The organism is Paenibacillus sp. J22FR21, assembly GCF_056269135.1.
In genome coordinates this window covers 997,957-1,019,411 of record NZ_JBWDNJ010000002.1, presented here as the reverse complement: position 1 = coordinate 1,019,411, position 21,455 = coordinate 997,957, and the positions used below count along the sequence as shown (strand labels likewise).

General features: G+C 48.9%; 17 protein-coding genes. 4 read left to right on the top strand and 13 right to left on the bottom strand.

What is annotated here, in order from left to right:
- Nucleotides 1–78: 78 nt before the first annotated feature.
- The 9 genes from AC0YNS_RS10400 to AC0YNS_RS10360 form a co-directional block, all read right to left on the bottom strand.
- Entirely contained in the window at nt 79–1,626 is a 1,548-nt protein-coding gene (locus AC0YNS_RS10400; protein WP_475780912.1) for an extracellular solute-binding protein, read from the bottom strand.
- Between the two features lie 79 nt (nt 1,627–1,705).
- Complete coding sequence (locus tag AC0YNS_RS10395) at nt 1,706–2,566, bottom strand: carbohydrate ABC transporter permease (protein WP_475780911.1); 861 nt, start codon at nt 2,564–2,566, stop codon at nt 1,706–1,708.
- Complete coding sequence (locus AC0YNS_RS10390) at nt 2,560–3,480, bottom strand: ABC transporter permease (RefSeq protein WP_475780910.1); 921 nt, start codon at nt 3,478–3,480, stop codon at nt 2,560–2,562. The genes AC0YNS_RS10395 and AC0YNS_RS10390 overlap by 7 nt, the downstream gene beginning before the upstream one ends.
- Before the next feature lie 141 nt (nt 3,481–3,621).
- Nucleotides 3,622–5,379, bottom strand: a complete 1,758-nt coding sequence (locus AC0YNS_RS10385; RefSeq protein ID WP_475780909.1) for a cache domain-containing sensor histidine kinase — start codon at nt 5,377–5,379, stop codon at nt 3,622–3,624.
- A gap of 5 nt (nt 5,380–5,384) precedes the next feature.
- Complete coding sequence (locus tag AC0YNS_RS10380; RefSeq protein WP_475780908.1) at nt 5,385–6,944, bottom strand: response regulator; 1,560 nt, start codon at nt 6,942–6,944, stop codon at nt 5,385–5,387.
- A 96-nt stretch (nt 6,945–7,040) separates the two neighbouring features.
- Nucleotides 7,041–9,170, bottom strand: coding sequence for a hypothetical protein (locus tag AC0YNS_RS10375; protein ID WP_475780907.1), 2,130 nt, complete (start codon nt 9,168–9,170; stop codon nt 7,041–7,043).
- Between the two features lie 4 nt (nt 9,171–9,174).
- Nucleotides 9,175–9,948, bottom strand: a complete 774-nt coding sequence (locus tag AC0YNS_RS10370) for a hypothetical protein (RefSeq protein ID WP_475780906.1) — start codon at nt 9,946–9,948, stop codon at nt 9,175–9,177.
- A gap of 12 nt (nt 9,949–9,960) precedes the next feature.
- Nucleotides 9,961–10,791 (bottom strand): vWA domain-containing protein, encoded by an 831-nt coding sequence (locus tag AC0YNS_RS10365; protein ID WP_475780905.1) that lies wholly within the window; start codon nt 10,789–10,791, stop codon nt 9,961–9,963.
- A 132-nt stretch (nt 10,792–10,923) separates the two neighbouring features.
- Entirely contained in the window at nt 10,924–11,475 is a 552-nt protein-coding gene (locus AC0YNS_RS10360) for a VanZ family protein (protein ID WP_475780904.1), read from the bottom strand.
- A 139-nt stretch (nt 11,476–11,614) separates the two neighbouring features.
- On the opposite strand from AC0YNS_RS10360, the gene AC0YNS_RS10355 reads away from it, so the two are divergent.
- Complete coding sequence (locus AC0YNS_RS10355) at nt 11,615–12,016, top strand: VOC family protein (protein ID WP_475780903.1); 402 nt, start codon at nt 11,615–11,617, stop codon at nt 12,014–12,016.
- Nucleotides 12,017–12,062: 46 nt separating this feature from the next.
- On the opposite strand, the gene AC0YNS_RS10350 is transcribed toward AC0YNS_RS10355, so the two are convergent.
- The 4 genes from AC0YNS_RS10350 to AC0YNS_RS10335 form a co-directional block, all read right to left on the bottom strand.
- The gene (locus AC0YNS_RS10350) at nt 12,063–15,107 is read right to left on the bottom strand and encodes an Ig-like domain-containing protein (protein WP_475780902.1); all 3,045 of its coding nucleotides are present in this window, start codon (nt 15,105–15,107) and stop codon (nt 12,063–12,065) included.
- Between the two features lie 396 nt (nt 15,108–15,503).
- Nucleotides 15,504–16,979, bottom strand: coding sequence for a stalk domain-containing protein (locus AC0YNS_RS10345; RefSeq protein ID WP_475780901.1), 1,476 nt, complete (start codon nt 16,977–16,979; stop codon nt 15,504–15,506).
- Between the two features lie 75 nt (nt 16,980–17,054).
- On the bottom strand, nt 17,055–18,299 hold the full coding sequence (locus tag AC0YNS_RS10340) for a serine hydrolase domain-containing protein (RefSeq protein WP_475780900.1): 1,245 nt from the start codon (nt 18,297–18,299) through the stop codon (nt 17,055–17,057).
- A gap of 299 nt (nt 18,300–18,598) precedes the next feature.
- On the bottom strand, nt 18,599–19,621 hold the full coding sequence (locus tag AC0YNS_RS10335) for a zinc-dependent alcohol dehydrogenase (RefSeq protein WP_475780899.1): 1,023 nt from the start codon (nt 19,619–19,621) through the stop codon (nt 18,599–18,601).
- Between the two features lie 314 nt (nt 19,622–19,935).
- Here AC0YNS_RS10335 and AC0YNS_RS10330 point away from each other — a divergent pair, with 314 nt between their 5' ends.
- The 3 genes from AC0YNS_RS10330 to AC0YNS_RS10320 are packed head-to-tail and all read left to right on the top strand — an operon-like array spanning nt 19,936 to nt 21,415.
- On the top strand, nt 19,936–20,598 hold the full coding sequence (locus tag AC0YNS_RS10330; RefSeq protein WP_475780898.1) for a type 1 glutamine amidotransferase domain-containing protein: 663 nt from the start codon (nt 19,936–19,938) through the stop codon (nt 20,596–20,598).
- Between the two features lie 18 nt (nt 20,599–20,616).
- The gene (locus AC0YNS_RS10325) at nt 20,617–20,910 is read left to right on the top strand and encodes a putative quinol monooxygenase (RefSeq protein WP_475780897.1); all 294 of its coding nucleotides are present in this window, start codon (nt 20,617–20,619) and stop codon (nt 20,908–20,910) included.
- 19 nt (nt 20,911–20,929) lie between these two features.
- The gene (locus AC0YNS_RS10320) at nt 20,930–21,415 is read left to right on the top strand and encodes a DinB family protein (RefSeq protein WP_475780896.1); all 486 of its coding nucleotides are present in this window, start codon (nt 20,930–20,932) and stop codon (nt 21,413–21,415) included.
- Nucleotides 21,416–21,455 lie beyond the last annotated feature (40 nt).

Genomic DNA, 21,455 nt, shown 5'->3' with positions numbered 1-21,455 from the left:
TAGTCATTGCCAGGGTTGAGTTGGTAAATTAATCCTGTAAAGCGTTTACACGCAATGGATGCGCTCTAGCCTCTTACCTTATTTGCCGTAACCGAGCTCCTCCAGCTGTTTGGTCGATGCATCCAAGTACGTTTTGAAGTTCATGCTTGATTCAAGCGTTTGAAGAAAGCTGTCGTATTTCGTAAACGGATTGTTGCCATAGATGAATTTAACGAATTCTTCATCTATGAAACGACTGGTATCCGCCGGATTGTACCCTTCCGGATTCGTCAGGAACCCGTTCAGAATTTGTAATCTGGGCTGGCTGTTGGCGAATTGGATATAGGTGGACTGCGGCGCAAATTTCGTCTCTAAGTAGGTTAATTCGGGACGTCCGGTAAACTGATATAGCCAAGTAAATCCGGCTTCCTTGCCCATCAGCGCAGTCGGCGTGACCTTATCGCCTTCCAAATTGTAGTGCGTTCCGTTTATGCCGAACTGTACCAGCATTGAACCTTCCTTACCGGAAACGAAGTTCAACAGATCGAATACTTTCTGCAGTTTTTCCTTGTCGTTTTCCAGCGCTTTGGGGATCGCATAGATGCCGGTGGTGCCGCCTAGATCGTACGGTCCGTCGAACTGTCCGCCCGGCCCTTTAGGAGGTGCGAGCTGTATCCAATTCGCGTTTGGATTTACTTTCTTAATTTGCTCGGTGAACTGATCCTTGCTCAGGTTCGGCCAATCGATCCAGATGATGCCTGCTTGCCCTTTAATCGCCTTCTCCTGATGCTGAAGACCGGTATTGGCCATAATCTCCGGGTCTACAGCGCCGGTGTCAATCAGCTTCTTAATAAAACCGAGTGCCTCTATCATTGCCGGATCATACATCGAATTGTTCAGTTTCCCATCCTTGACGTAGAACGTGTTCGGGTCCCCTACGCCGAATGCGCCGAAGATCGGGGAGAACGTGGAAAGCTTGCTGCCGGTAAGTCCGAGCGTATCGTTCTTGCCGTTTCCATCCGGATCCTGCTCTGCGAACGACTTCACTACATTCAGAAACTCGTCAATTGTAGAAGGCGGCTGAAGGCCGAGCTTGTCGAGCCAATCTTTGCGTATCCAATAGGTGTTATACGGTATACTTGGCGCTTTCGGAACGGCGTACACCTTGCCGTTAATCGTTGTCTTCTTCAAGCTCTCACCGCCGATGAAATCCTTCACCGGCTGCAGTTTATCCGTGTAAGGGGTTAAATCGAGCACAAGCCCTTGATCCACGAATTGCTTCAGTGCGGCACGATCCGATACTTGGAATAAATCGGGGAAATTACCGGATGCCAACCGTACATTCAGCTGGTTTTGATAATCATCGCCCGACGCATATACGGTTAAATTCACATCTGCTTGAATCGCTTTATCAATAGCGTGTTTAATGAAATCCTTGTCCGGAGTCGGTAAATTGTTACCGGTCTCCATGATATCGAGCTTGATCTCGCCTTTCGTTTCACCGGAATTCGCGGTGCTTGCGCCAGATGCTTCGGAATTGTTCTTGTTCGAAGCATTCGAGGAATTGCCCGATGAACAGCCTGCAAGTAAGCTGCATACAAGCACAAGGCTGCTTAGCGTGACGGCAACAGCTTTCATTCGATTCATTGGTTAGATCCCCTTTCGTTTATACGCTTATATTGTTAAACCGGTCATTCCCGTTCCTGCAGTAACGGGTCGCCGAGCTTCAACCTTTGACAGAGCCTAGCAGCATGCCTTTAGTGAAATGCTTCTGCATAAACGGATATACCAGAATAATGGGCAAACTGGCCAGAATAACGGCAGCCATTTGCAGCGTCTCGCTCGGTGTCATGTTATCGGCATTTTCCAGCGGCTGCTGGGTTTGGATCAATATCTCGCGCACAACCACCTGAAGGGGGAACAGCGTCCGATCGGTTACGTACATAATCGCTTGAAAAAATTCGTTCCAGTGACCCACCATATAGAACAATCCGATAGTCAGCGTTACCGGTACGGATAGCGGGATGACGATCTGCAATAAGATACGGAATTCCTTGGCCCCGTCGATTCTTGCGGATTCGAACAGCTCCTCAGGAAGCGACTCGTAGAAGCTTTTCATAATGAGCACGTTAAAGCTCCATACCAGGTTTGGCAAAATCATGGCCCAAATGGAATCCAAAAGCCCGATCGACTTGACGACCAGATAAGTCGGTATGATCCCGCCGCTGAACAGCAGTGTAAAGACTACCATCATCAGAAAGAAGTTGCGTCCCGGAAGCTGTTTGCGGCTTAGCGGAAACGCCATTAAAGCCGTAATCACCATATTGAGTATCGTACCGATGACGGTAATCAGTACTGTAACCCCGAAGGCGCGAGGAATATTCGATTCCGTGAGCAGCTTGTGGTAGGCGCCAAATGTGATTGATCTCGGCACAAGAATGAAGCCTCCATTCTTAAGTACTTCACTGAACGGTGTGAGCGAAACGGATAGAACGTACAGAAGAGGGAATACCGCGACAAGCCCGCACACGAGCAGAATGGCGAAAACTACGGTATCGGCGATGCGGTCATTCGTGCTTTTTACCATATGCCCTCTCCCCACCGCTTTGCGAGTTTGTTCGACCCCAGCACAAGAACCAATCCAATCGCAGCCTTGAATAATCCAACCGCCGAGGCCAAGCTGAAGTTAAGCTGCTGCAGGCCGGTACGGAACACCCAAGTATCGAGAATGTCAGCGACGGCATAGACTTGGATGTTGTACATGATATAAATTTGTTCGAAGCCCGCATCAAGGATATGGCCCAGCTTCAATATCAACAGCATGATGATAACGGTCCGAATACCGGGAAGCGTAATGTGCCAGATCATTCGCAATCTTCCCGCGCCGTCCACCCGAGCCGCCTCGTATAGCGTTGGATCGATGCCGGCAATTGCCGCCAAATAGATGATGGCTCCCCAGCCGAGATTTTGCCAAATCTCCGATCCGACCAGGATGGTACGGAAGGAAGACGTTGAGGTTAGGAAGGGAATTGCCGTTCCTCCCGCATCTTTCAACCATTGATTCAGCAAACCGGAGCTTTGGGACAGAAGCGCAAGCAGAATGCCATATATGATCACCCAAGACAGAAAATGCGGCATATACGTTAAGGTTTGGATGAGCGATCGAAACCAGCGTATCCGACATTCGTTAAGCAGCAGCGCCATGACTATGGGAGGTATCATCCCGAAGAGTAATTTATAGAAGCTGATCAGAAAGGTATTCGTTAGCAGCTGCGAGAAATACGGTGAATGAAAAAAGGTAATGAAATGCTTGTTCCATGGGCTAGCCCACGAGCTGGACCAGATCCCGTCCATGATGTTGAAGTCTTTGAAAGCGATAATGATGCCATACATCGGGATGTATTTGAAGACGATATAATAAATAAGTCCGGGTGAGAGCATCAAGTAATAAGCTCTGAAACGCCAAATGTTACTTCCAAAGGCGGCAACTCGCTGGTTCATAGGGTTCACCTCGCTTCTATGTGTAAGCGCATTCAATTACGCAAACCAAGTATAACAAGGCTTCGAAGCTTTCAACTATACAGTGATCTTGCGAAATGAAGTACAAAACCGACAATCTCGGTTCAAGCCGTTCCTAATTAATCATTGTTGCAGTGCGGGGAGCGTAATGCAGACGACCGTCCCCGCATTCGGCACGCTGCCGATCCTTAGCCCGTATGCAGCACCATAGTGAAGCCTCAGACGATGGTGGACATTCGCCATCCCAATGCCCGAGGAACGCTCTCTTCCATGTTCTTCCACCTGCTCGTCAAGTGCCTTTCGGAGCTTCGACTTCTCCATTCCAGCCCCATTATCGCGGATAAAAAACCGCAGTTTGCCTTTCCGCACGGATCCCCGGACGCTAATGAGACCTTTCCCGAAATGGCTTGGGACGACCCCGTGAAAAACAGCATTCTCCAATATGGGCTGCAGCGTGAGCTTCAGTATGGTGCAGGACAACACTTCCGGATCGATCTCCTGAACTAAGCTGAATTTATCTCCATATCTTATTTTCTGGATCTGCATATACATGTTTAGTCCTTGCAGCTCTTCCTTGACGGTAATAAATTCTGATGTTTTATCGAAGCTGAGCGATAATACGCCGACTAGTGCTCTGATCGTTTCCTTCACCTCTTGCGTCCGGTGCTGCTTGGCCAAACTTCCGATGCATGCCAGCGTGTTGTACAGAAAATGTGGAGCAATCTGACTCTGCAGCACCTTTAGCTCCAGCAATTTCTTCCGCTCTTCCATTTGCTTCGTTTCCTGCAGCAGATTGCGGATCCTCTCCATCATGGCGTTGAAACTTTGGGAAAGCCGTCCGATCTCGTCATCTCTCTTCACGACAAGACTTGGGATGACGCCCATATCATGTACCCGGTCCATCTTGATTGCGAGCATTCGAATCGATTTGGTCATATAGCGAGACATCGCAAACGCCATGAACAGAAGAACCACGAACCATATGCTGGCGGCCGCCTTGTAATTATCGAACAAACGGATTACGTTTTGATAGAAGTATCGGTCCTTGATCAGCACGAGCAGCGTCCAGCCAAGCCGATTCTGTCCGGATTTGACGACAACGAGCTTGCCGGTTGGCCCGCTCATTTCACTTGCCGTTATCGGGAGCTCCGCAAGTTTGCCGACGAACGCATTGGGGAGGTCCTCGTGATAAGTGCCTGGCTTTTGCGGCAGTATGCCGTTATCGCGATCGAACGTTACAACTCTGTCTGTATCGGACATGATGACGAACGTCTGGTAGGAACCGGAGGTATATTCACTTATTTTCCGATTCAGATTATCCAGATTGAGCTCGATGACTGCGACACCAATACTTTCTCCGTTATCGCCGTTTACCGGCCTGGAGATGGACACCGTCTGACCGGAGAGCGGAGATACATAAGGCTGGCTGACAACCACCGCGCCGTAGCTCTTCAGAGACATGTCATAAATCGAGTCTAGCTGCGGATTGCCGATAATATCGTAATTGAGCTGGGAGCTGGCGAACACATTACCATCCTTGCGAACGAAATACAGCGTTTTCACTAGCGCGCTATTGTTCTCGACAATGAATCGGAGCGATTCGGATATATGGTGGCTGTCTCCTTCCCTCAGCAGTTTGGCATCCGTCGATAACAACAATAGAACATTCCGGCTATTGTCCAGATACGTATCCAGAAACTGGTTCGTGCGTGCAATCAACGTCACGGAATCCGATACCATTTGATTCTTAAACAAATCAGCTGCCTTGTAGTAGTTGTTCCAGGCCAGAAGTATAAAGAAAGCGAACGTTATGATAAATAAAAACAGAAATTGTCTGGTCGCGAGGCTCCAACCCCTATACCAGCGATAGATCCGTTTCATTCCTATCATCCTTTGCCATTATGGTCTGTCATTCTTAACTCGGTTGGAGCCACTCCGGTCCGTTCGCGAAATATAGCGGAGAAATAACGGTAGCTAGGAATGCCAACCTGCTGCGCAATCTCATAGACTCGAAGCGATGTATGCAGCAGTAGATCGGTCGCCTTGTCAATTCTTCTGCCGATTACGAAATCGTTGAACGGAACTCCCGTTTCTTCTCGAAACAGCCGGCTTAAGTAATGCGGGCTCAGACCGACCTCCCGGGATACCGTGTTGAGCGTAATCGGCTTGTCGAGGTTGGCTTCGATAAACGACTTTGCTTCCGTGATTTCTCTGCGACACTTCTTGATTCTGTCGGTCGACTCGATTTCATGGATGAAAGCATCCACCAATTCATCTAGGGTAGCAGCAACAATGATCTCGCCAAGCGCTTTCCTACCGTTGCGGTCTTGCCCTGCTTGTTCCCGATGCCAGCCGCGCAGCCAATCGGCAACGAATGACTTTAGCTCCTCCGGTACGATGGTTGTGTTCATCGCCCAATGATGAAACTCCCCCCGAATGAATGCCGCCAGCTGATCCCGGTTTCTTTGTGCTTTGTATAGCTTGACCGACATTTCATTCGCCGATTGATCGTCAAGTGAAGCAGTCGTGGTAGATATAGTGGAAAATACTCGACTGGAGTTATCATAGAAAACCGCAACAGGCCTCTCGCAAACGCTGCGGTATATAGCCGCGAAATCCAAGCTTCTCCCGATTGGTTCGCTTATGACACCATACAGTTTGAATGTATCGCTAAGGTAAGGAAGCCTATTCTCGAGAGATTGATACAGCGTCTTTGTTATCTCCTCCAGTTCGCGGTGAATTTCCGGCGGATTGCCCTCCTCCGTACGGAATACGAGCACATAAATACCGCTGCCACTGTCGGCAGGAACCCAGGTGAACGGCTTCTGGCGCTCTAGTGTGGTCAGCGACTCTTCGCATGTTTGATGAACGAATAGACGCCCTGCCTTTCTCGTCTCCACATGAATCGCAGCAAGCTGTATCGGAAGCGCAGCCCGGAATGTAGAATGAAGCCAAGCTGTCAGCATGTCCTCACCGGCAGCCTGCAGGGTCATGTCCATCAGCTGTTCGGACGACTCCCGACGTTGACGCTCCGCCTCGCTGTGCCGAAGCGACTTCTCACGATAAACGTTCTCCTTCGCCCGGTCAATCGCTAGCGCGAGATCGCAGTCATCCATCGTGACTTTTACTAGGTACTCTACGGCACCGAGCTTGACCGCTTCCTGCGCATAGGCGAAATCGGAGTGACAGGTAAGTAGAATCACTTGGATTTGCGGAAACTCCGCCTTGAGGCTTCGAAACAGCTCAATGCCGTTCATGACCGGCATCGTGATGTCCGTTATAACGATATCCGGCGTGAGGCAGCGGCAGAACCGCAGCGCCTCCTCGCCGTTCTCCGCTTCTCCAATCCATTCGGTATGATGCTTCTCCCAGGAAAATAAACGAAGCTCCTGACGAATCGGCAGTTCGTCATCAACAATTAATACCGTTAATAAATCGCCATTCATTCGGCAGCCCTCCCGAAAGATAGATTCGTACAGCCTGACTTCGACAATCTAGCGATCTCATTAAATTTAAAAAAGCCGCAGTAGCGGCTTCTGATCTTACGAACGACCATGCACTTTGTTACAGTCGCGAAACCGGAATACTTGTTTGACGAAGCTTATAAAGTAAACATTCGCATAGGATGCGATGCGCTTATTTAGATCGCGGTACTCCGCCAGTTTGGACGAATGGCACTTATTTCGTTCATCGATCTGTCTATCAAGTCGATGAAGCTCATTCGCTAGCCGAATTCCGGTAGTATCCACTTCTTTCTTTAAGGACTCCAGCTCCGGACGGTATGCCTGTTTAATCGCATCAACCTTGTCCTGTGCTCCGGTTCTAAACGTTTGTTCTGCAACATTCAAGTTGGATTTCGGAACCTTATACCTTAACGCTATGGCAGAGATTTCACTGCGCGGAAGTGCTGCAGGGATTTTCGTTCGATACCTGCGCTCGATTTTTCTTTTCCAATCGATCAGCGCTTTCGCTTGGACTCGGCTCATGCCTACATGAACTGAACCGCCGTTTGCGAGAATCAAATACACCTTGTCGACATGTTTGCGGCCATAGGACTGATTGATCGTTATGTCTTTGAAATCAGCCGGCGTACGAATGTTGTTCGATCTTAAACGGCGTTTCATCTCATCGTCTATATCCGGTATTTTATCCTGGCTGATCTTGTGCTTGCTTAATTGCTCTTCCAGCCATGCTTTTTGGAATGAGGCCAGCGTGCCGGACAACTCCGTTTTCTCCTGCTGGTCGATGATTTGTCTTTCGCCAAACAACCCGCTTAGCTGAATATGAAGTTCCTTTTCCACCGCTTCCGCTTCATGCAACTCCCGATTCGCTGCTTCCTTGAGCCTTTGTACGCAATCCTGAATTAAATCTTCTTCGATCATAATAAAATTGTGCTTGATCTCCATCCATTCGTTCAGTTCGCTTCTCAGCTCGGATAGGTCAAGTTCCAATTTGGTTATTTTATTATTCATAGCTGACTTTTCGCGGACGGCAGGATACTTCCGGAAACGCCAGAACAAATAAGCAGTCTCCGTTCCAAAACCGATTAGCGAACTATAGAACAGCGCTGCGGCAGGCGCTCTACTGTATAGCACAGCGGCTGTTGACGCTGCTGCGAATAGGATCAAGCAGGAGACTAATCTCTCTGGCAAGAAACGATCTGTTGTTGACAGCAACTTACGTGGTTCAATGGTGATATGATCCAAGACCCACGACGCTCCACCGGAATACGAAGGTTCCGGCAGAGACCGGGCCTCTACGGACTTTAATAGGGCTATTCCCTCCCATTCGGGATCAGGGAGTCTTGGCACCAATGCCACTTCCACTTTCGCGAATGCGCGAAGGGAGTTTGCAGACGATCGTACTGCATTGTCTTCAATAAGCGCCAGCAGCTCGAACGCCCGTGATACGTCCGGATTCAAAAAGTCATTCCGTCTTAAGAGGAGGCATTCCTCCTCCTCTCCCACTTCAAGCGAAATCCATATTGACGGATCGGCACAAACGGCTGCGATCGATAACCATACCACCCAAGCTGAGAAGTGATCGATATAGGGCCCGAAATGTCCTTCATTCCTTCCCGGATGTTGATAGTTGCGATGACCGAGCTCGTTGCTCGGCATGCCGGTTAAAGCGGGGACATACATCCCGTCGTAGTCGATCAGTATAATTTCGTCTTGGTTAATCAATATATTTCCATGTTGTAAGTCACCATGCCCAATATTGGCGGAGCGCAGCTCGCGGGTCATTACGATCCATTTGTCGGAGAGTTCTTGCAGCACGTCGGCACGATGCAAATTGCGCTCTATGTAATCGTGCAGCGACTCTCCTTCCACCCACTGCATTTTCACGACCGGGAACCACTGGCCATTAATGTTGATGCCTTCGGAAAGATATTCGAAAGGAACGAGATAAGGAAGAGGATTGGAGCGTAAATGCAAGCTGATGGCATCGTAACGAATCTTCTGATCCTTTACATTGTTGGTAAAGCACCTGATCGCCCACTCTCGCTCACCGCACTTCAATTTGTATACGCTGGCGAAGCTCCCCGAAATCGGACGGGGCAGGCCGAACTTATCCATTTCAGGGAGTCCCGACTGCAGCTCCGAATCCTTGAAGCAGACACGCGGATTCTGGATCGCTTCCCTATAATCTTGCGGAGTGGGCCAGAACATCGCCTCACTTCCCTTTAACCAGATTTAGTCGAATGAACGTAACGTCATCGTTCCTTAGATAGAATTGGCCTTCACGATGAAGCCGCCGTCGCTCTTCATGCACGAGGCGGTTGAAATCACGTTCTCCTTCCAGCTCAAGTAATCGCCTGATTACGTTGCGATCTTCCCTGTAATTGGTTAACAGCCAGCAGGCTAGGGCATCGGTCATCAGCCAGAACGCGTCTCCCACTTCGGCGGTACCGCTCCATTCGTGAACGGACGATTTAAGCTGGACGTTATTGGCTGCGTTACTGGAAATGAGTACAGGTCGACGCTCAAAATCATCGACGTTGCTCAGAGGAAATGACGCGATCAACGCATCCCCGCGAATATGAAAAATACAGCTGTCGCCGACCGCGAACGCATCAAATGCCGCGGACTCGGCATCCTTCGCAAACCGGAGCGTGATCCCAGCTAAAGCAGCAAACGCCCCGCTGCTGAGCTTCTCGTGCGCGTACCAGGGGAGGTTTTTGCCGTTGGTTTTTTTCAGCCAGGCTTTCGATAATGGCGATACCGATTTATGGATGTGCAACCCATCGATCCTGCCATAGCAATAACCGCTTGTGAGCAAATTCGCCCATAGGTCGGCAAATGAGGACTCGCTGGCTCCATCTGCTATAGCGAATCTGCTGATAGTCGTCTCCTTCTGAACATGTGTACTGATATGGGAGGCATCCTCATATTCATGGCTGTGATTTCCCGCCTTCGGCAATGAATAACAGTCGCTATCAATTCGCATATTTAGCAGCCCTTATCGCAAATTGGCCGGGCGAGTTCCGATATCAAGCGCCTGAATCACGAGCGTTAAATCCGCATTGAGCACGAAACCTCTCGCGCCATCCGAAAGATGCAAATCGTACTCCTGATCAGCGACTCGGATCATAAAAGGCGTCAGCGGACTTGAACCTTCGTAGAGCACCCTTGAATAAGCGTCAGGCAGCTCATCCGCGGTTTCCGGAAAGCGAAGCTCCACTGCGCTCGGATTATCGGAAATATGCAGGTTGAATAGCAGTACATGGCCATCGTCCGTCGATAACGCTCTTAATTGTTCCATTTCAAGCGTCGGATCGCCGTCCGTCGATTCCCCGTCCGTGATATGAATGACAACCGGCGGAAAACAATGCGTGTACTCGCTGATCCATTGACTAAGAACGGTATGAGCCGTTCTCATCGCTTCGCACATCGGCGTGCCGCCGTTTGCTACAGGCTCGAACCAGACCGGAAATTTGACGAGTTGATCCACCAATCCGCCTGCCCCATCCGGTACTTTTTTGAGACGCTTATCCAGCTTGGACGGGTTATCGGCAATTTCGCTAATCGGCACCACTTCTTTTCCCGCCAACACGCCGCCAAACGCCGGACCGACACCGGCACCATAGCCAATGACGCCAACGTGATAGTAATCGCGTATTCCTTCCGACTTTGCGCACTTGATAACAAGATTCTGCAATAACCGGTTGATGGCGTCCGAGACGCTCTCGGCCTTGGTGCTTGCCCCGAACGGATCGGACATCGATCCGGATTGGTCGATAATAAACAAGAAACACGACGGATTCGTACGGCTGATTTCTGCTGAATACATGATTTTCACCCCTCAGAATAGGTACATGTTTAATCCTATTCGGGAGAGGACAAAGTATTGACAATAATACGCAGCACGCAAAAAAGATCGGTAGAATTAACCTACCGATCTTACATAAGGCGATCCATATATTCAGAATTTCATTTTGATCATGAATAATAAATAATAGATAACCGGTATTCCGACGATAGCAGATAGCACCGTGATTACAGAAATCGCTTTCTTCTCGTCTCGCAGTAGGAATAGACAAGACTTATACGCTAAAATACCCATCCATCCACCTAAACCATTGAGAAAGATATCATCGATATCTGCTGATCCAATCCCCAGAAGTCCTTGAATGATTTCAACCATTACACTCACAATCAATATAAACATTAGATTGTTTATTATTCTTTTGTTGGTCTTAAATAATGCCAAGTAGACACCAAGGGGAATAAACATAAGGATATTGCCAACCACATTGCCCAAAGCGAATTGTTGTATATTAGCCGTCCTGCCGGAAATGAACTCACCTATACTATGAAAAGGAATGAGATTGATGGACCTAACTACACTTCTTTGGCCACTAAACAGCTCTGAGATCGAAACTCTCGATAAGAACAATATTTGAATTAACAAAACTATGTAACCGATGAAAACTCCATATAATAAGACTTTTTTAAATCCTTCTCGTAAGCTCATGCTATCTCCTCTTGTGATGATATCGCCCCCAACTATTATAACTAGTTAGAGGGAATAAAGGATAGATATAATTCGCTTCTGCTGCGGGAAGTAGCGTATAGTAGGAGGAGTTGGAACTATATTCTAGGAGGCCACAGCCATGTCACAGGAGATTTGGATTAACCTGCCGGTCAAAGATGTCGAGAAGTCAACTGCCTTTTACAATGAGATTGGATATCAGGCGACGAATTATGGTAATGAGAGAGCCAAGCTTGCCATTGGACAAACAACGATACTGCTGTTCCCCGATGCGACGTTTGAGAAATTTACCGGTTCCACAATCGCGGATACATCCCATAGCGCAGAAGTCATATTCTCTCTCGGCGCTGCCAGCAGGGAAGAAGTCGATGCCTGTATTCAAAAAGTAGAGTTTGCCGGAGGCAGCATCTTTGGCAAGCCGAGTGAAACTGACGGCTGGATGTACGGCGCAGGATTCGCAGACCTGGACGATCATCGCTGGAACCTGCTCTACATGGACGAAAGCAAAATGCCGAAACGCTAAGGTATAGAACGGGCCAAGGAGATTAACTCCTTGGCCCGTTTATTATTTACTGGTACGTAATCGACAGCTTCGGCCGGTTTGCCGTTGTTGCGTCTTCTGCGGAGTATATATCCAGCGCAATGTTAGTTGGATTATCTATATACAGCAGAACGCCCTGATTGGTGGACGGTGTGGTCAGCCAGCCCTGTACGATTGTCGGATCGAGGGTAATATCGATCACCTGATCGCCGGTTGCGGTGAAGCTGGATATCGTAAATGATTTGCCGGATACATAATCGGTCCCGCTGCCTTTTGCTCCTGCCGTCGCCCATTGCGCTCCAGACTTGCGGTTCTGCCATCCGATGAGCGAATAAGTCGGATCGTAATCCGTCTGCATGTAACGACCTTCCATCGTAAAGCCGGTCGCCCATGTGTTCATCTTGAGTGTCAGCTTTGCCGATGCGACCGTTTTACCGGCCGGAATCGAGATATTATCGAAGCGCAGCAGCGAATCGATTTCATACGGCATTGTCTGGCTGGTTTGATCGAATACTTTCAACGTGCCGCTGATAATATTGCCGCCGTTGCCGCTGTATTGCGATGTGAGCGACACATCCTTCGCGCCGGTGTAACTGTTCACTCCTTGCTGGAAAGTGACCGTTCCCGTGGCGCTATTCGATATGGTAACAGGCACCGCGGACGATATCGTCGTATTACCTGCAGCATCGCGCGCTACCGCCGTAATCGAATGGGAACCGTTTGTAAGCGATGTCGTGTTGTACGAAATCGAATACGGCGAAGTCGTGTCTTCCGTGCCCACATTGGTGCCATCGACTTTAAACTGGACGCCTGCGACGCCAACATTATCCGAGGCATTTGCCGAAACCGTAATCGTGCCGGATACCGTTTGGCCGCTTGTTGGCGCTGTAATCGACACCGTAGGCGCCGTCGTATCGGCAGGCGCGCTTATCGTCACAGACACTGCGGACGATGTCGTCGTATTGCCCGCAGCATCACGTGCTGCCGCCGTAATGGAATGCGATCCAGCCGCTAAGCCCGACGTGCTGTACGAGATCGAATATGGCGAAGACGTGTCTTCCGTGCCGACATTAGTGCCATCGACCTTGAATTGCACGCCTGCCACGCCAACATTATCCGAGGCGTTTGCCGACAACGTAATCGTGCCGGATACCGTTTGACCGCTTGTCGGCGCTGTGATCGACACTGTTGGCGCCGTCGTATCGCCGGGTGCGGAACCGGACAGCAGTTGAGACGCCAGCCACGTGAAGCTGCCGGTTGTGCGGAACTCCCAGCCCCATTTGCGGTTTGGCGTAATCCGGTAAGCGGTTTTCCCCGCTGAAGGACCGGTCGGACGAATCCAGAAGTTAACGCCGATATCGTAGCCGTTGTATAGATCGGATACAGCCGATTCCCAAGTCGTATTCGGCGAACCGCCAAGCAACTGACCGAAGTAGTCGGCCCACATTATCGCGTTCCCCACCTCGAGATCATGTTCGATCGTTGTACCTCCGGTCGGATCGCTTGAGCTTCCGCGTCCGCCGTCCAGCGCATCCGTAGTCCCGTCGTATTTCACCATATAATCTGGATAACGAAGTGCGCCGACATAAGTATCGAAGCTATGGTAAGCATCCGAACGCGAAGCGTTATTCAGAAAAGTACCCATACGCTTCACAAAATTAGCGATATTCGTATCTTCCGTAAACGCATAAGCGCGGACCATGGCATCTTGTGTCAGCACGCTCATCCAGGTCGAACCGATCAAATCGCCGGGCACGCCGTCGCCATGCTGGCTGCCATAATGATAGAGTCCGCCGTCGACTCGGGTTGCCGGAATTAGCCCGCCTGCACCGTTCTGATGCCAGATGAAATCAGCCGTTTGATTGAGCACATTCGTCTTATAAGTCGTGTTGCCCGTTACTTCGTAAGCAATCAGGTTGGCTAGCAACCGGAAAGCCGTATGCCGTTCGGTCCAAGTCCCGAGGCTCGGATCCCACCGTGTCGGCTCGTCATTCGTTTCATGCGCCTGAACGATCAGCGGAATGTAGGTCAGCATATCGTTGTCACCGGTCAGCCAGTACGTATAGGCCATCGACTCGTCGTAGCTGTACATCGCGCCGTTTCCGCCTGGCCAACCGTTCGGATCAGGATTTTTGATTGTGAAAAGTCCGACGGCTCTGGAAGGCGTCGTTGTCGCCGGGTAAATTTTCGTTTTGTAATAGTCGGTATGCCGCACTGCCTCTCGCAGCGATTTCAGCGAGCCGCTCCGCATGTATAGCGTGTACATCGTTGCCGCGCGGTCATAGAGCCATGGATCGTAATTGGTTTTGTAGTCGCTCCTGTATCCGGAGCCGGAATCGCCGGTTATAACGGCAGGATCATCCTCGTTCACGAGCATGTAGAAGTTGTTCTTGAACGCATGCTCCATCTCCGTGTATCCCGGCCAATGCTCGGTTGCATCCATCGTGGTCGGATTATCTCTTGTCTCGGTTATGCTGCTGTCGAACGTGTTCATCCGCGTTCCTTTCAGCACACCTTTGGCAAGAAAGTCTTTCGGCAGCACCGCATAAACGTCAGGTTCGTATACGTTGTCTGACGCTGCGAACGTGCCCGTCGTTACTTGATGCCATGCCGACCTCGGATTCGTAAGTGTCGAAATGTTCTGGACCCGGTTGTTAAGGCCCCATTCCACCGTAATTGTCTCCGAATTCGGATAAACGGAAGTAAACGTGTTCTGAATCTGGATGCGCGCAATTCGAACGGAAGCCCCATCTAGAGAAGAATTTGTTATGCTGCGCCATGGCGTTTGCATTTCAACGAAGGCGGGAATTTCAGTACCGCCCTTCAACACGCGAATTTTCGATACATTCGCAGGCGTTATGGAGCCTCTTGGGAATGGCACGCCGAACGTAACAAGCTTCGTTTGACCTGAGGTGACATTTTCCATCGGATACAGTTTGACGGAGATGCTGCCGGATGTTTCAGATGGAGCAAAGAACGATTGGGTCGCGCCGAACGAGACGGCAGGAAATAAACCAGTAAGTAGAGCGATCAAACACATGATGGAAACTAATTTAGTAGAAAACCTTCGCATAAATCCACACCTTTCAATAGGAGTTAGTTGGATCTTCGAGTAGCAGCACGCTGTTGTCTCGGATGGGAAAGCGAGCTAATACACCATGAAAAAGTCTCTTTTAACTCCTCCTCCTCATCGATCGTTCTGTGCTCCACGATCCGATTCTTCTCAAATTATTCCAGTTGATGAAGAGTATGAGGGATGTCTTCCGTCTTTGATATATCGATTTTTTTTAAAAGTACCGATTTTTTTGAGAAGTAGTAAATAAGTGAAGAAGTGAAAAAAGAGGCAAGACACCTGACTAATTCCCAGCTGGCAACGCAAAAAAACCATCGCAAAATGTTTGCAATGGTCTTGCTTCAACTCGATTGACATTCAGCATTTACGTAGCATTTATAACCGTCAATATCATCTTCACGAATTGATCTCCTTTAACGTTATTGATAATTTAAGATCTTTCTTACTCCACGAAACATCTGCACCTAGTTGCTCGCTGATAAATCTCAGAGGTATGTAGGACGTTCCATTCAGCAGGAAGGCTTTTGTTTGTGAACCAATCGACTTTTCATTTAAGAGGATCGCTCCGGATTTCCAATAAATTGATAAGCGTATTGGAGGGGAAGTTCCTTCTTTACTTTCAATAACGATCTTGCTTTTACTTTCATAACTGATGTTTGCATTAAGCATTACGAGTAGAGTTCGAAGCGGGATAAAGGATTGGTTGTTCCGCATGATAACCCCACTGGTCAATAATACGTCCTCACCGTTAACCTCTAACGATATTGGAACACCAACAGGTACCGGCGTTATTGCAACAGAACGATTATCACCTGCTCCAAGTTCAGCATTGGTATTTGTTCCCCATCCCCATAAGCTACCGTCATTCTTTTGCATGATGATATGACTTCCAGCTGCTTTCATATTCAGTACGTTAGTTGATAGTCGTTTAAATGTAGGAGCTTTCGACATTTTGCTTTGGGTAATAGGAGTTTCGTATAAATCTCCGCTGTGTGTCAAAACAATTAAAGAGTCACTAATGGTTACAGCGTCCTTCACTTCACCAATGGATGTAATCATTACTGGTGTTTGCTGTTTTGTAAGTTCCTCATTGGAGCTATTTATATAAGATCCACCGTACCAAAGTCTTGATTGATCGTCGAGAAACATGCTGGAGAAGAAATCCGGTAAAATTGACTTGATTTTGACTAAACCTTGTACTTGTGTAGCAGATTCATTAGGTTCACCAGTCCAATACCAAACAGTTCCGTCACTCTTTAACGCATGATTACGGTAAATATCTATAATGTCATCCAATCCTTTAACAGCAGAAACTGGGCGTGGCATAAAACCACTATACGCCCACACAGTTCCATTATCCTTCAGAAATACCCAATCCCTTCCAGGCATATAGGGTGCGCTCTTATCAAAACTCGTAAGATCCGTAATATGATCGACGTCTATCTTCTTTACAATCCGAAAATCGTAGCCAAAAATGTCGTTATCAACCCATGGAATAAAGAAGACACTACCTTGTAAATCACGAATGGCCATTCCACCAGAACCCTCTAATTGTGCATAACCGCCGTCCAATTCTTTAACTTGAACTAAATCAGCACTATTATAATTCATTGTTGGTTGTTTCCAATACCAAACGGTATTATCATTCTTCACAAAAAAATTGCCATAGCTATATTTAACGTCAGTAATGCCTTGCACATGAGTTGGAACTAATTGGTCCCTGCCCCAAATCCAGTATGAACCGTCACTCTTAATGAATGAATTAGTATCATAATATTGAATATTTGTGGAATTAGACTCGGCCATAACCGTTGGCATACAAGAAAATGATAGAAGGAATACTAGAGATAATAGCATTATTCGTGTTCGCAAATGAATAAACTCCCTTTCGGCTTCTAGCCGCGATTTATGCGGCTTTCAATACTTCGCCAATCCATAGGACACGTCTCAGTCTTCGATTGCCTGATAGACTGTGGTCCAGAAGTCGTGAATAAGGCGCGATGAATCCGGAGTGGACGCCCCGACCTGAGTGAGCAGGATTCCGATGAGCTGATTGTCCGGGTCGGCGTACGTCGCAGTGCCGCTTCCGCCATCCCAGCCGAACTGGCCAATTGGCGCATAGTCTCCTTGGTAGGTGCGCACCGCCATCCCGAAGCCCCAGCTGCCATGCTGCCCTTGGCCGAATGATATATGGACATTGTTTCTAGCCATGGCATCTCTGGCGGCTTGTTGATCTGAAGTCAGGCGGTTGGTCGTCATCAGCTGGACGGCGGGCCGAGACAGGATCCGTTCAGTTCCGTGCATCCCTTGATGCAGCAGCATCTGGAAGTAAACGTGGTAGTCATCGGCGGTCGAGGTAAGTCCGCCGCCGCCGCCCTGGAACACCGGTGGCTGGCTGTAGCGTCCTTCCTTGGCCTCGTCCCACACGAGGAATTCACCGGTCTGCGGGTTTGGTGCATAGAGGGTTGGCAGTCGGTCGATCTTGCCCGCGGGTACGTGAAAACCAGTGTCTTTCATGCCCAGGGGATCTAAGATACGTTCGCGCAGAAAAGTCTCAAACGACTGGCCCGTGACTCTGGAGACAAGCACGCCGAGTAGATCGTTGCTGATGTGGTACTGCCAGCGCTCTCCGGGCTGGTGCATCAGCGGAAGCGTGCCAAGACGGCGCATCCACTCATCCGGCTCGGGCATTGGCACTGGTAGATTAGGCGTAAGCCCCAGCTCGAAAATCGCGTTCATGATCGGTGTCCCCATCGTCGTCAGATCCATGCCAAGCCCGAACGTGGAGGTTAGGAGGTCTCTTACGGTGATCGGCCGCCGCGCCGGCACAGTTTCGTCGAGCGGACTGTCGATCCGCTTTAGCACTTGCCGATCGGCGAGTTCCGGCAGCCACTGCTCTACCAAGTCATCCAGCCGCAGCCTGCACTCATCGATCAGGACCATCGTTGCCGCAATCGTAACCGGCTTAGACGTCGAGGCCATTCGGAAGATCGTGTCCCTGCGCATCGGCGCGCCACCGTCATGGCGCATCGTCCCAATCGCTTCGACATGTGTCTCACCATACCGGCTGACCAGTGCAACGAGTCCAGGAATCTTCCCGGACTCCACATGCCGCTCCAGCACGTCGCGCATTCTGCGCAGCCCCGTTTCGGAGAAGCCGCTGTTACTTTGTCCTGTTACACTCTTTTTCATTTGATTTGATTTCCCTCTCTTTACTTTAATATCAGTCCGATTGTTCTACCACTCTCAGCGGCAATAATGATTATGCTAGTATGTTGGTTTTCTGTATTTGGTTAATTTACCACAATCAAACAAATGAAGTAACCTGAATGATGTCGGATCTGTTAAAGTTCTATTAAAGAAAAAGCGATTAGATAGACCAAAAGAATTAATGCTATTAAATAAAAAAATCCGCAAAATTTCGCGGATTTAATGAAACATTATTCTAGTAATTTCATTTTATCATGATCAAGCTCCTGCTAGGTGTCCCGCTATTCGTTGACTAAGACCATCTTGATCGCGGACCCGCGATCATCATGCAGCAACTTCATCGCGTCCGGAAATTCGTCCAACGAGAACGTATGTGTAATCAAAGCATCGCCATCGATGACGCCTGACTTCAGCAGCTCGATGCATTGCGGGAAGAATAGCGCCGGCGTCGCATGAGACGCCCTCAACTGCAGTTTCTTGAAATGAAACTCATTCGCATCAAAACTGATGTTTGCGCCTTCGCCGTATTCGATGCCTATGTAACCGATCACGCCGCCGGTCCTTGCCACTTTGATTGCCGATGGAATCGTCGACGGCGGCGCCGAAACGAGCACCTTGTCCACCCCGCCGCGTTCGAAGGCGAATGTCTCTAGCGGTGTCTTGTCCGTATAAATGATTTCGTCGGCTCCGAATGCGAGCGCCGTCTCGATACGTTTAACAGAATGAGATCGTGCCGCAGCATAGATTTTTCGCGCACCTCGAAGTTTCGCAAGACGAAGCGCCATCAGGCCGATTGGACCGAGACCTAATACCAGTACGTCATCACCCATGCGGATATCGATCGTCTCAATGAGATCCATTGCTACACCTAACGGTTCCACGAGCGACGCGACAGCGAAGGATATTCCCTCGAACGGTACGACAACCTCCTTGGGAGCGACGATATAATCAGCGAACCCCATTGAGAAATTCCGTCCCCAGAAACTTGGCCCCTTATTGCACAGATCATAGCGGCCATTCCGACACCATTCACACATCCGGCAAAACGTACTTGTCTCGAGCGTCACCGAAGCCCCTTCCTCAAGATGGCTGACATGCGCGCCTTTGCTAACGATGACACCCGCGATTTCATGACCGATAGCCTCCCAATCGGCCGCGGCCGATTTCACGCTAGTCATGTCCGTCCCGCATATGCCGCACGCTTTGACTCGAATCAGGACCTCGTTCTCGCCGATCTCCCCCAACTCGCCCTCGCGCAGCTCAAATTGAAATGGTGCTTTTGCGTACCACGCCTTTGTTCTCATCCCACTTATCCTCCCACCAGGTCAATCCGTATTTTTACCATTCGTCAGAACTATTATAAGACTTCACGCGAAAACGCTGCAAAGGATTATTAATAAATTTTTTTATAATGAATTCATGATTTTATTATGAGTGATAAGTGAAATCAAAGTTAACAATATGTTTTAGGCATGCAGTACTTGCTACTTACTCTCCTCATAATGTTTGGTTATTGCCTTCTAACGAAGTGGAAGTACAATCCTCAGCGGAGGAATGTTAAAGTTTAACCCACGGCCGATATGAATACATGAGTTCATGAGGAGGTAAGGTTATTTTAATGACAAAACAAATTTTAATGGTTCTTACCAATGCGGAAAAATTAAGTGAAGATGAACGAACCGGTATGTGGCTGTCAGAGTTCGGTGAGCCTTATGCTGCTTTCTCTAAACGTAACTATAAGATCACAATTGCAAGCCCGCTCGGAGGTAAAGCACCAATCGATCATCGAAGCTTGGTCGACGCTCCTCAAGAAATGCTGGACATGATCCCGCTCGTTGACAACACGCTCCCTCTTGATCAAGTAAAGGATATTGCGTCCTATGATGCGATCTTTCTTCCCGGCGGCCACGGAACGATGTTCGACCTGCCTGACAACCAATTGCTTCAGTCGATGATTATTGCTTTATATGAAGCAGGCAAACCGGTTGTTGCCGTCTGCCACGGTCCTGCAGGACTCGTTAAGGTGAAGCTGCCGGATGGCACTTCCCTGATAGCCGGAAAAACGGTAGCTGTATTCACAGATGCAGAAGAAAGAGAAACGCAGTTAGACAAATACATGCCTTTCCTCTTAGAATCTAAGTTTCGCGAATTAGGAGCTAATGTGATAGCAACACCTAATTGGACCGATAACGTCCAGATCGATGGCAATCTTATTACAGGGCAAAATCCACAATCGGCCGAAAGCGCGGCTAAGGCACTCATTGAGGTATTTGAGCGTTAGTAAGGAAGGAGTGTCACCATGAGCACCATTGCCATTGTTGCAATTCTGAAAGCTCGACAAGGCTATGAACAACAACTTCGTGAGGTTCTGCTCGCGGTTGTCCCCCCTTCTCGTGCTGAAGATGGCTGCTTAAGCTATGTATTGCATGAAAGTCCCGATAATCCCAGTCAGTATGCATTTTATGAGATATGGAAAGATGAAGCGGCCATTCAAGACCATCTGGCATCTTCTCATTATATGAATTACCGTTTGTCGGCTGAAGCATTGTTAGAGCAACGAGTATTGTATCGCCTTCATCCATTAGCTATCTAAACTTTAGGAGGAATTTATAATGACAACAACAACTACAACTTCTGCATCCCAAAAAATCATGAAAGGCTGGAAAATGCATCATAACAGCCTGGTTGAACTAGTCGCACAACTTCCCGATTCCAGCGGCAGCTGGACTCCTTGGCAAGGCGGATGGACAACGCTTGAGCTTATCCATCATCTTGCTTGGACGCCGGAGTTCTTCTTCGCTCAAATCGATAAACGCGACATGAATATTCCACCTGTTCCTGCGACAATTGTGGAAGCGCGCGAGCTCGTTAAACAATTGACTGAGGTGACAGCGCACAAACTAGCCTCCTATACCGAAGAGGATCTTCAACAAATCGCCACGATCAACATTAACGGAGTAGATATTACGGAGCCGGTCGAAGAAATGTTCCATCGCCTGGTCGCACACGAGGCTCATCATAAAGGCCAACTATTCATCTATGCCCGCGAGCTCGGCGTGACCAATGTGCCGTTCTATGTTGACCTCAGCGTGAAGTAATAACAAGTCTAAGCAAATTCCCAGGGCATGGCCCTAATAC

What these genes read in the sequence shown, in the direction of transcription:
- AC0YNS_RS10400 (WP_475780912.1), bottom strand. Translation starts at nt 1,626, where the DNA reads ATGAATCGAATGAAAGCTGTTGCCGTCACGCTAAGCAGCCTTGTGCTT.
- AC0YNS_RS10395 (WP_475780911.1), bottom strand. Translation starts at nt 2,566, where the DNA reads ATGGTAAAAAGCACGAATGACCGCATCGCCGATACCGTAGTTTTCGCC.
- AC0YNS_RS10390 (WP_475780910.1), bottom strand. Translation starts at nt 3,480, where the DNA reads ATGAACCAGCGAGTTGCCGCCTTTGGAAGTAACATTTGGCGTTTCAGA.
- AC0YNS_RS10385 (WP_475780909.1), bottom strand. Translation starts at nt 5,379, where the DNA reads ATGAAACGGATCTATCGCTGGTATAGGGGTTGGAGCCTCGCGACCAGA.
- AC0YNS_RS10380 (WP_475780908.1), bottom strand. Translation starts at nt 6,944, where the DNA reads ATGAATGGCGATTTATTAACGGTATTAATTGTTGATGACGAACTGCCG.
- AC0YNS_RS10375 (WP_475780907.1), bottom strand. Translation starts at nt 9,170, where the DNA reads ATGTTCTGGCCCACTCCGCAAGATTATAGGGAAGCGATCCAGAATCCG.
- AC0YNS_RS10370 (WP_475780906.1), bottom strand. Translation starts at nt 9,948, where the DNA reads ATGCGAATTGATAGCGACTGTTATTCATTGCCGAAGGCGGGAAATCAC.
- AC0YNS_RS10365 (WP_475780905.1), bottom strand. Translation starts at nt 10,791, where the DNA reads ATGTATTCAGCAGAAATCAGCCGTACGAATCCGTCGTGTTTCTTGTTT.
- AC0YNS_RS10360 (WP_475780904.1), bottom strand. Translation starts at nt 11,475, where the DNA reads ATGAGCTTACGAGAAGGATTTAAAAAAGTCTTATTATATGGAGTTTTC.
- AC0YNS_RS10355 (WP_475780903.1), top strand. Translation starts at nt 11,615, where the DNA reads ATGTCACAGGAGATTTGGATTAACCTGCCGGTCAAAGATGTCGAGAAG.
- AC0YNS_RS10350 (WP_475780902.1), bottom strand. Translation starts at nt 15,107, where the DNA reads ATGCGAAGGTTTTCTACTAAATTAGTTTCCATCATGTGTTTGATCGCT.
- AC0YNS_RS10340 (WP_475780900.1), bottom strand. Translation starts at nt 18,299, where the DNA reads ATGAAAAAGAGTGTAACAGGACAAAGTAACAGCGGCTTCTCCGAAACG.
- AC0YNS_RS10335 (WP_475780899.1), bottom strand. Translation starts at nt 19,621, where the DNA reads ATGAGAACAAAGGCGTGGTACGCAAAAGCACCATTTCAATTTGAGCTG.
- AC0YNS_RS10330 (WP_475780898.1), top strand. Translation starts at nt 19,936, where the DNA reads ATGACAAAACAAATTTTAATGGTTCTTACCAATGCGGAAAAATTAAGT.
- AC0YNS_RS10325 (WP_475780897.1), top strand. Translation starts at nt 20,617, where the DNA reads ATGAGCACCATTGCCATTGTTGCAATTCTGAAAGCTCGACAAGGCTAT.
- AC0YNS_RS10320 (WP_475780896.1), top strand. Translation starts at nt 20,930, where the DNA reads ATGACAACAACAACTACAACTTCTGCATCCCAAAAAATCATGAAAGGC.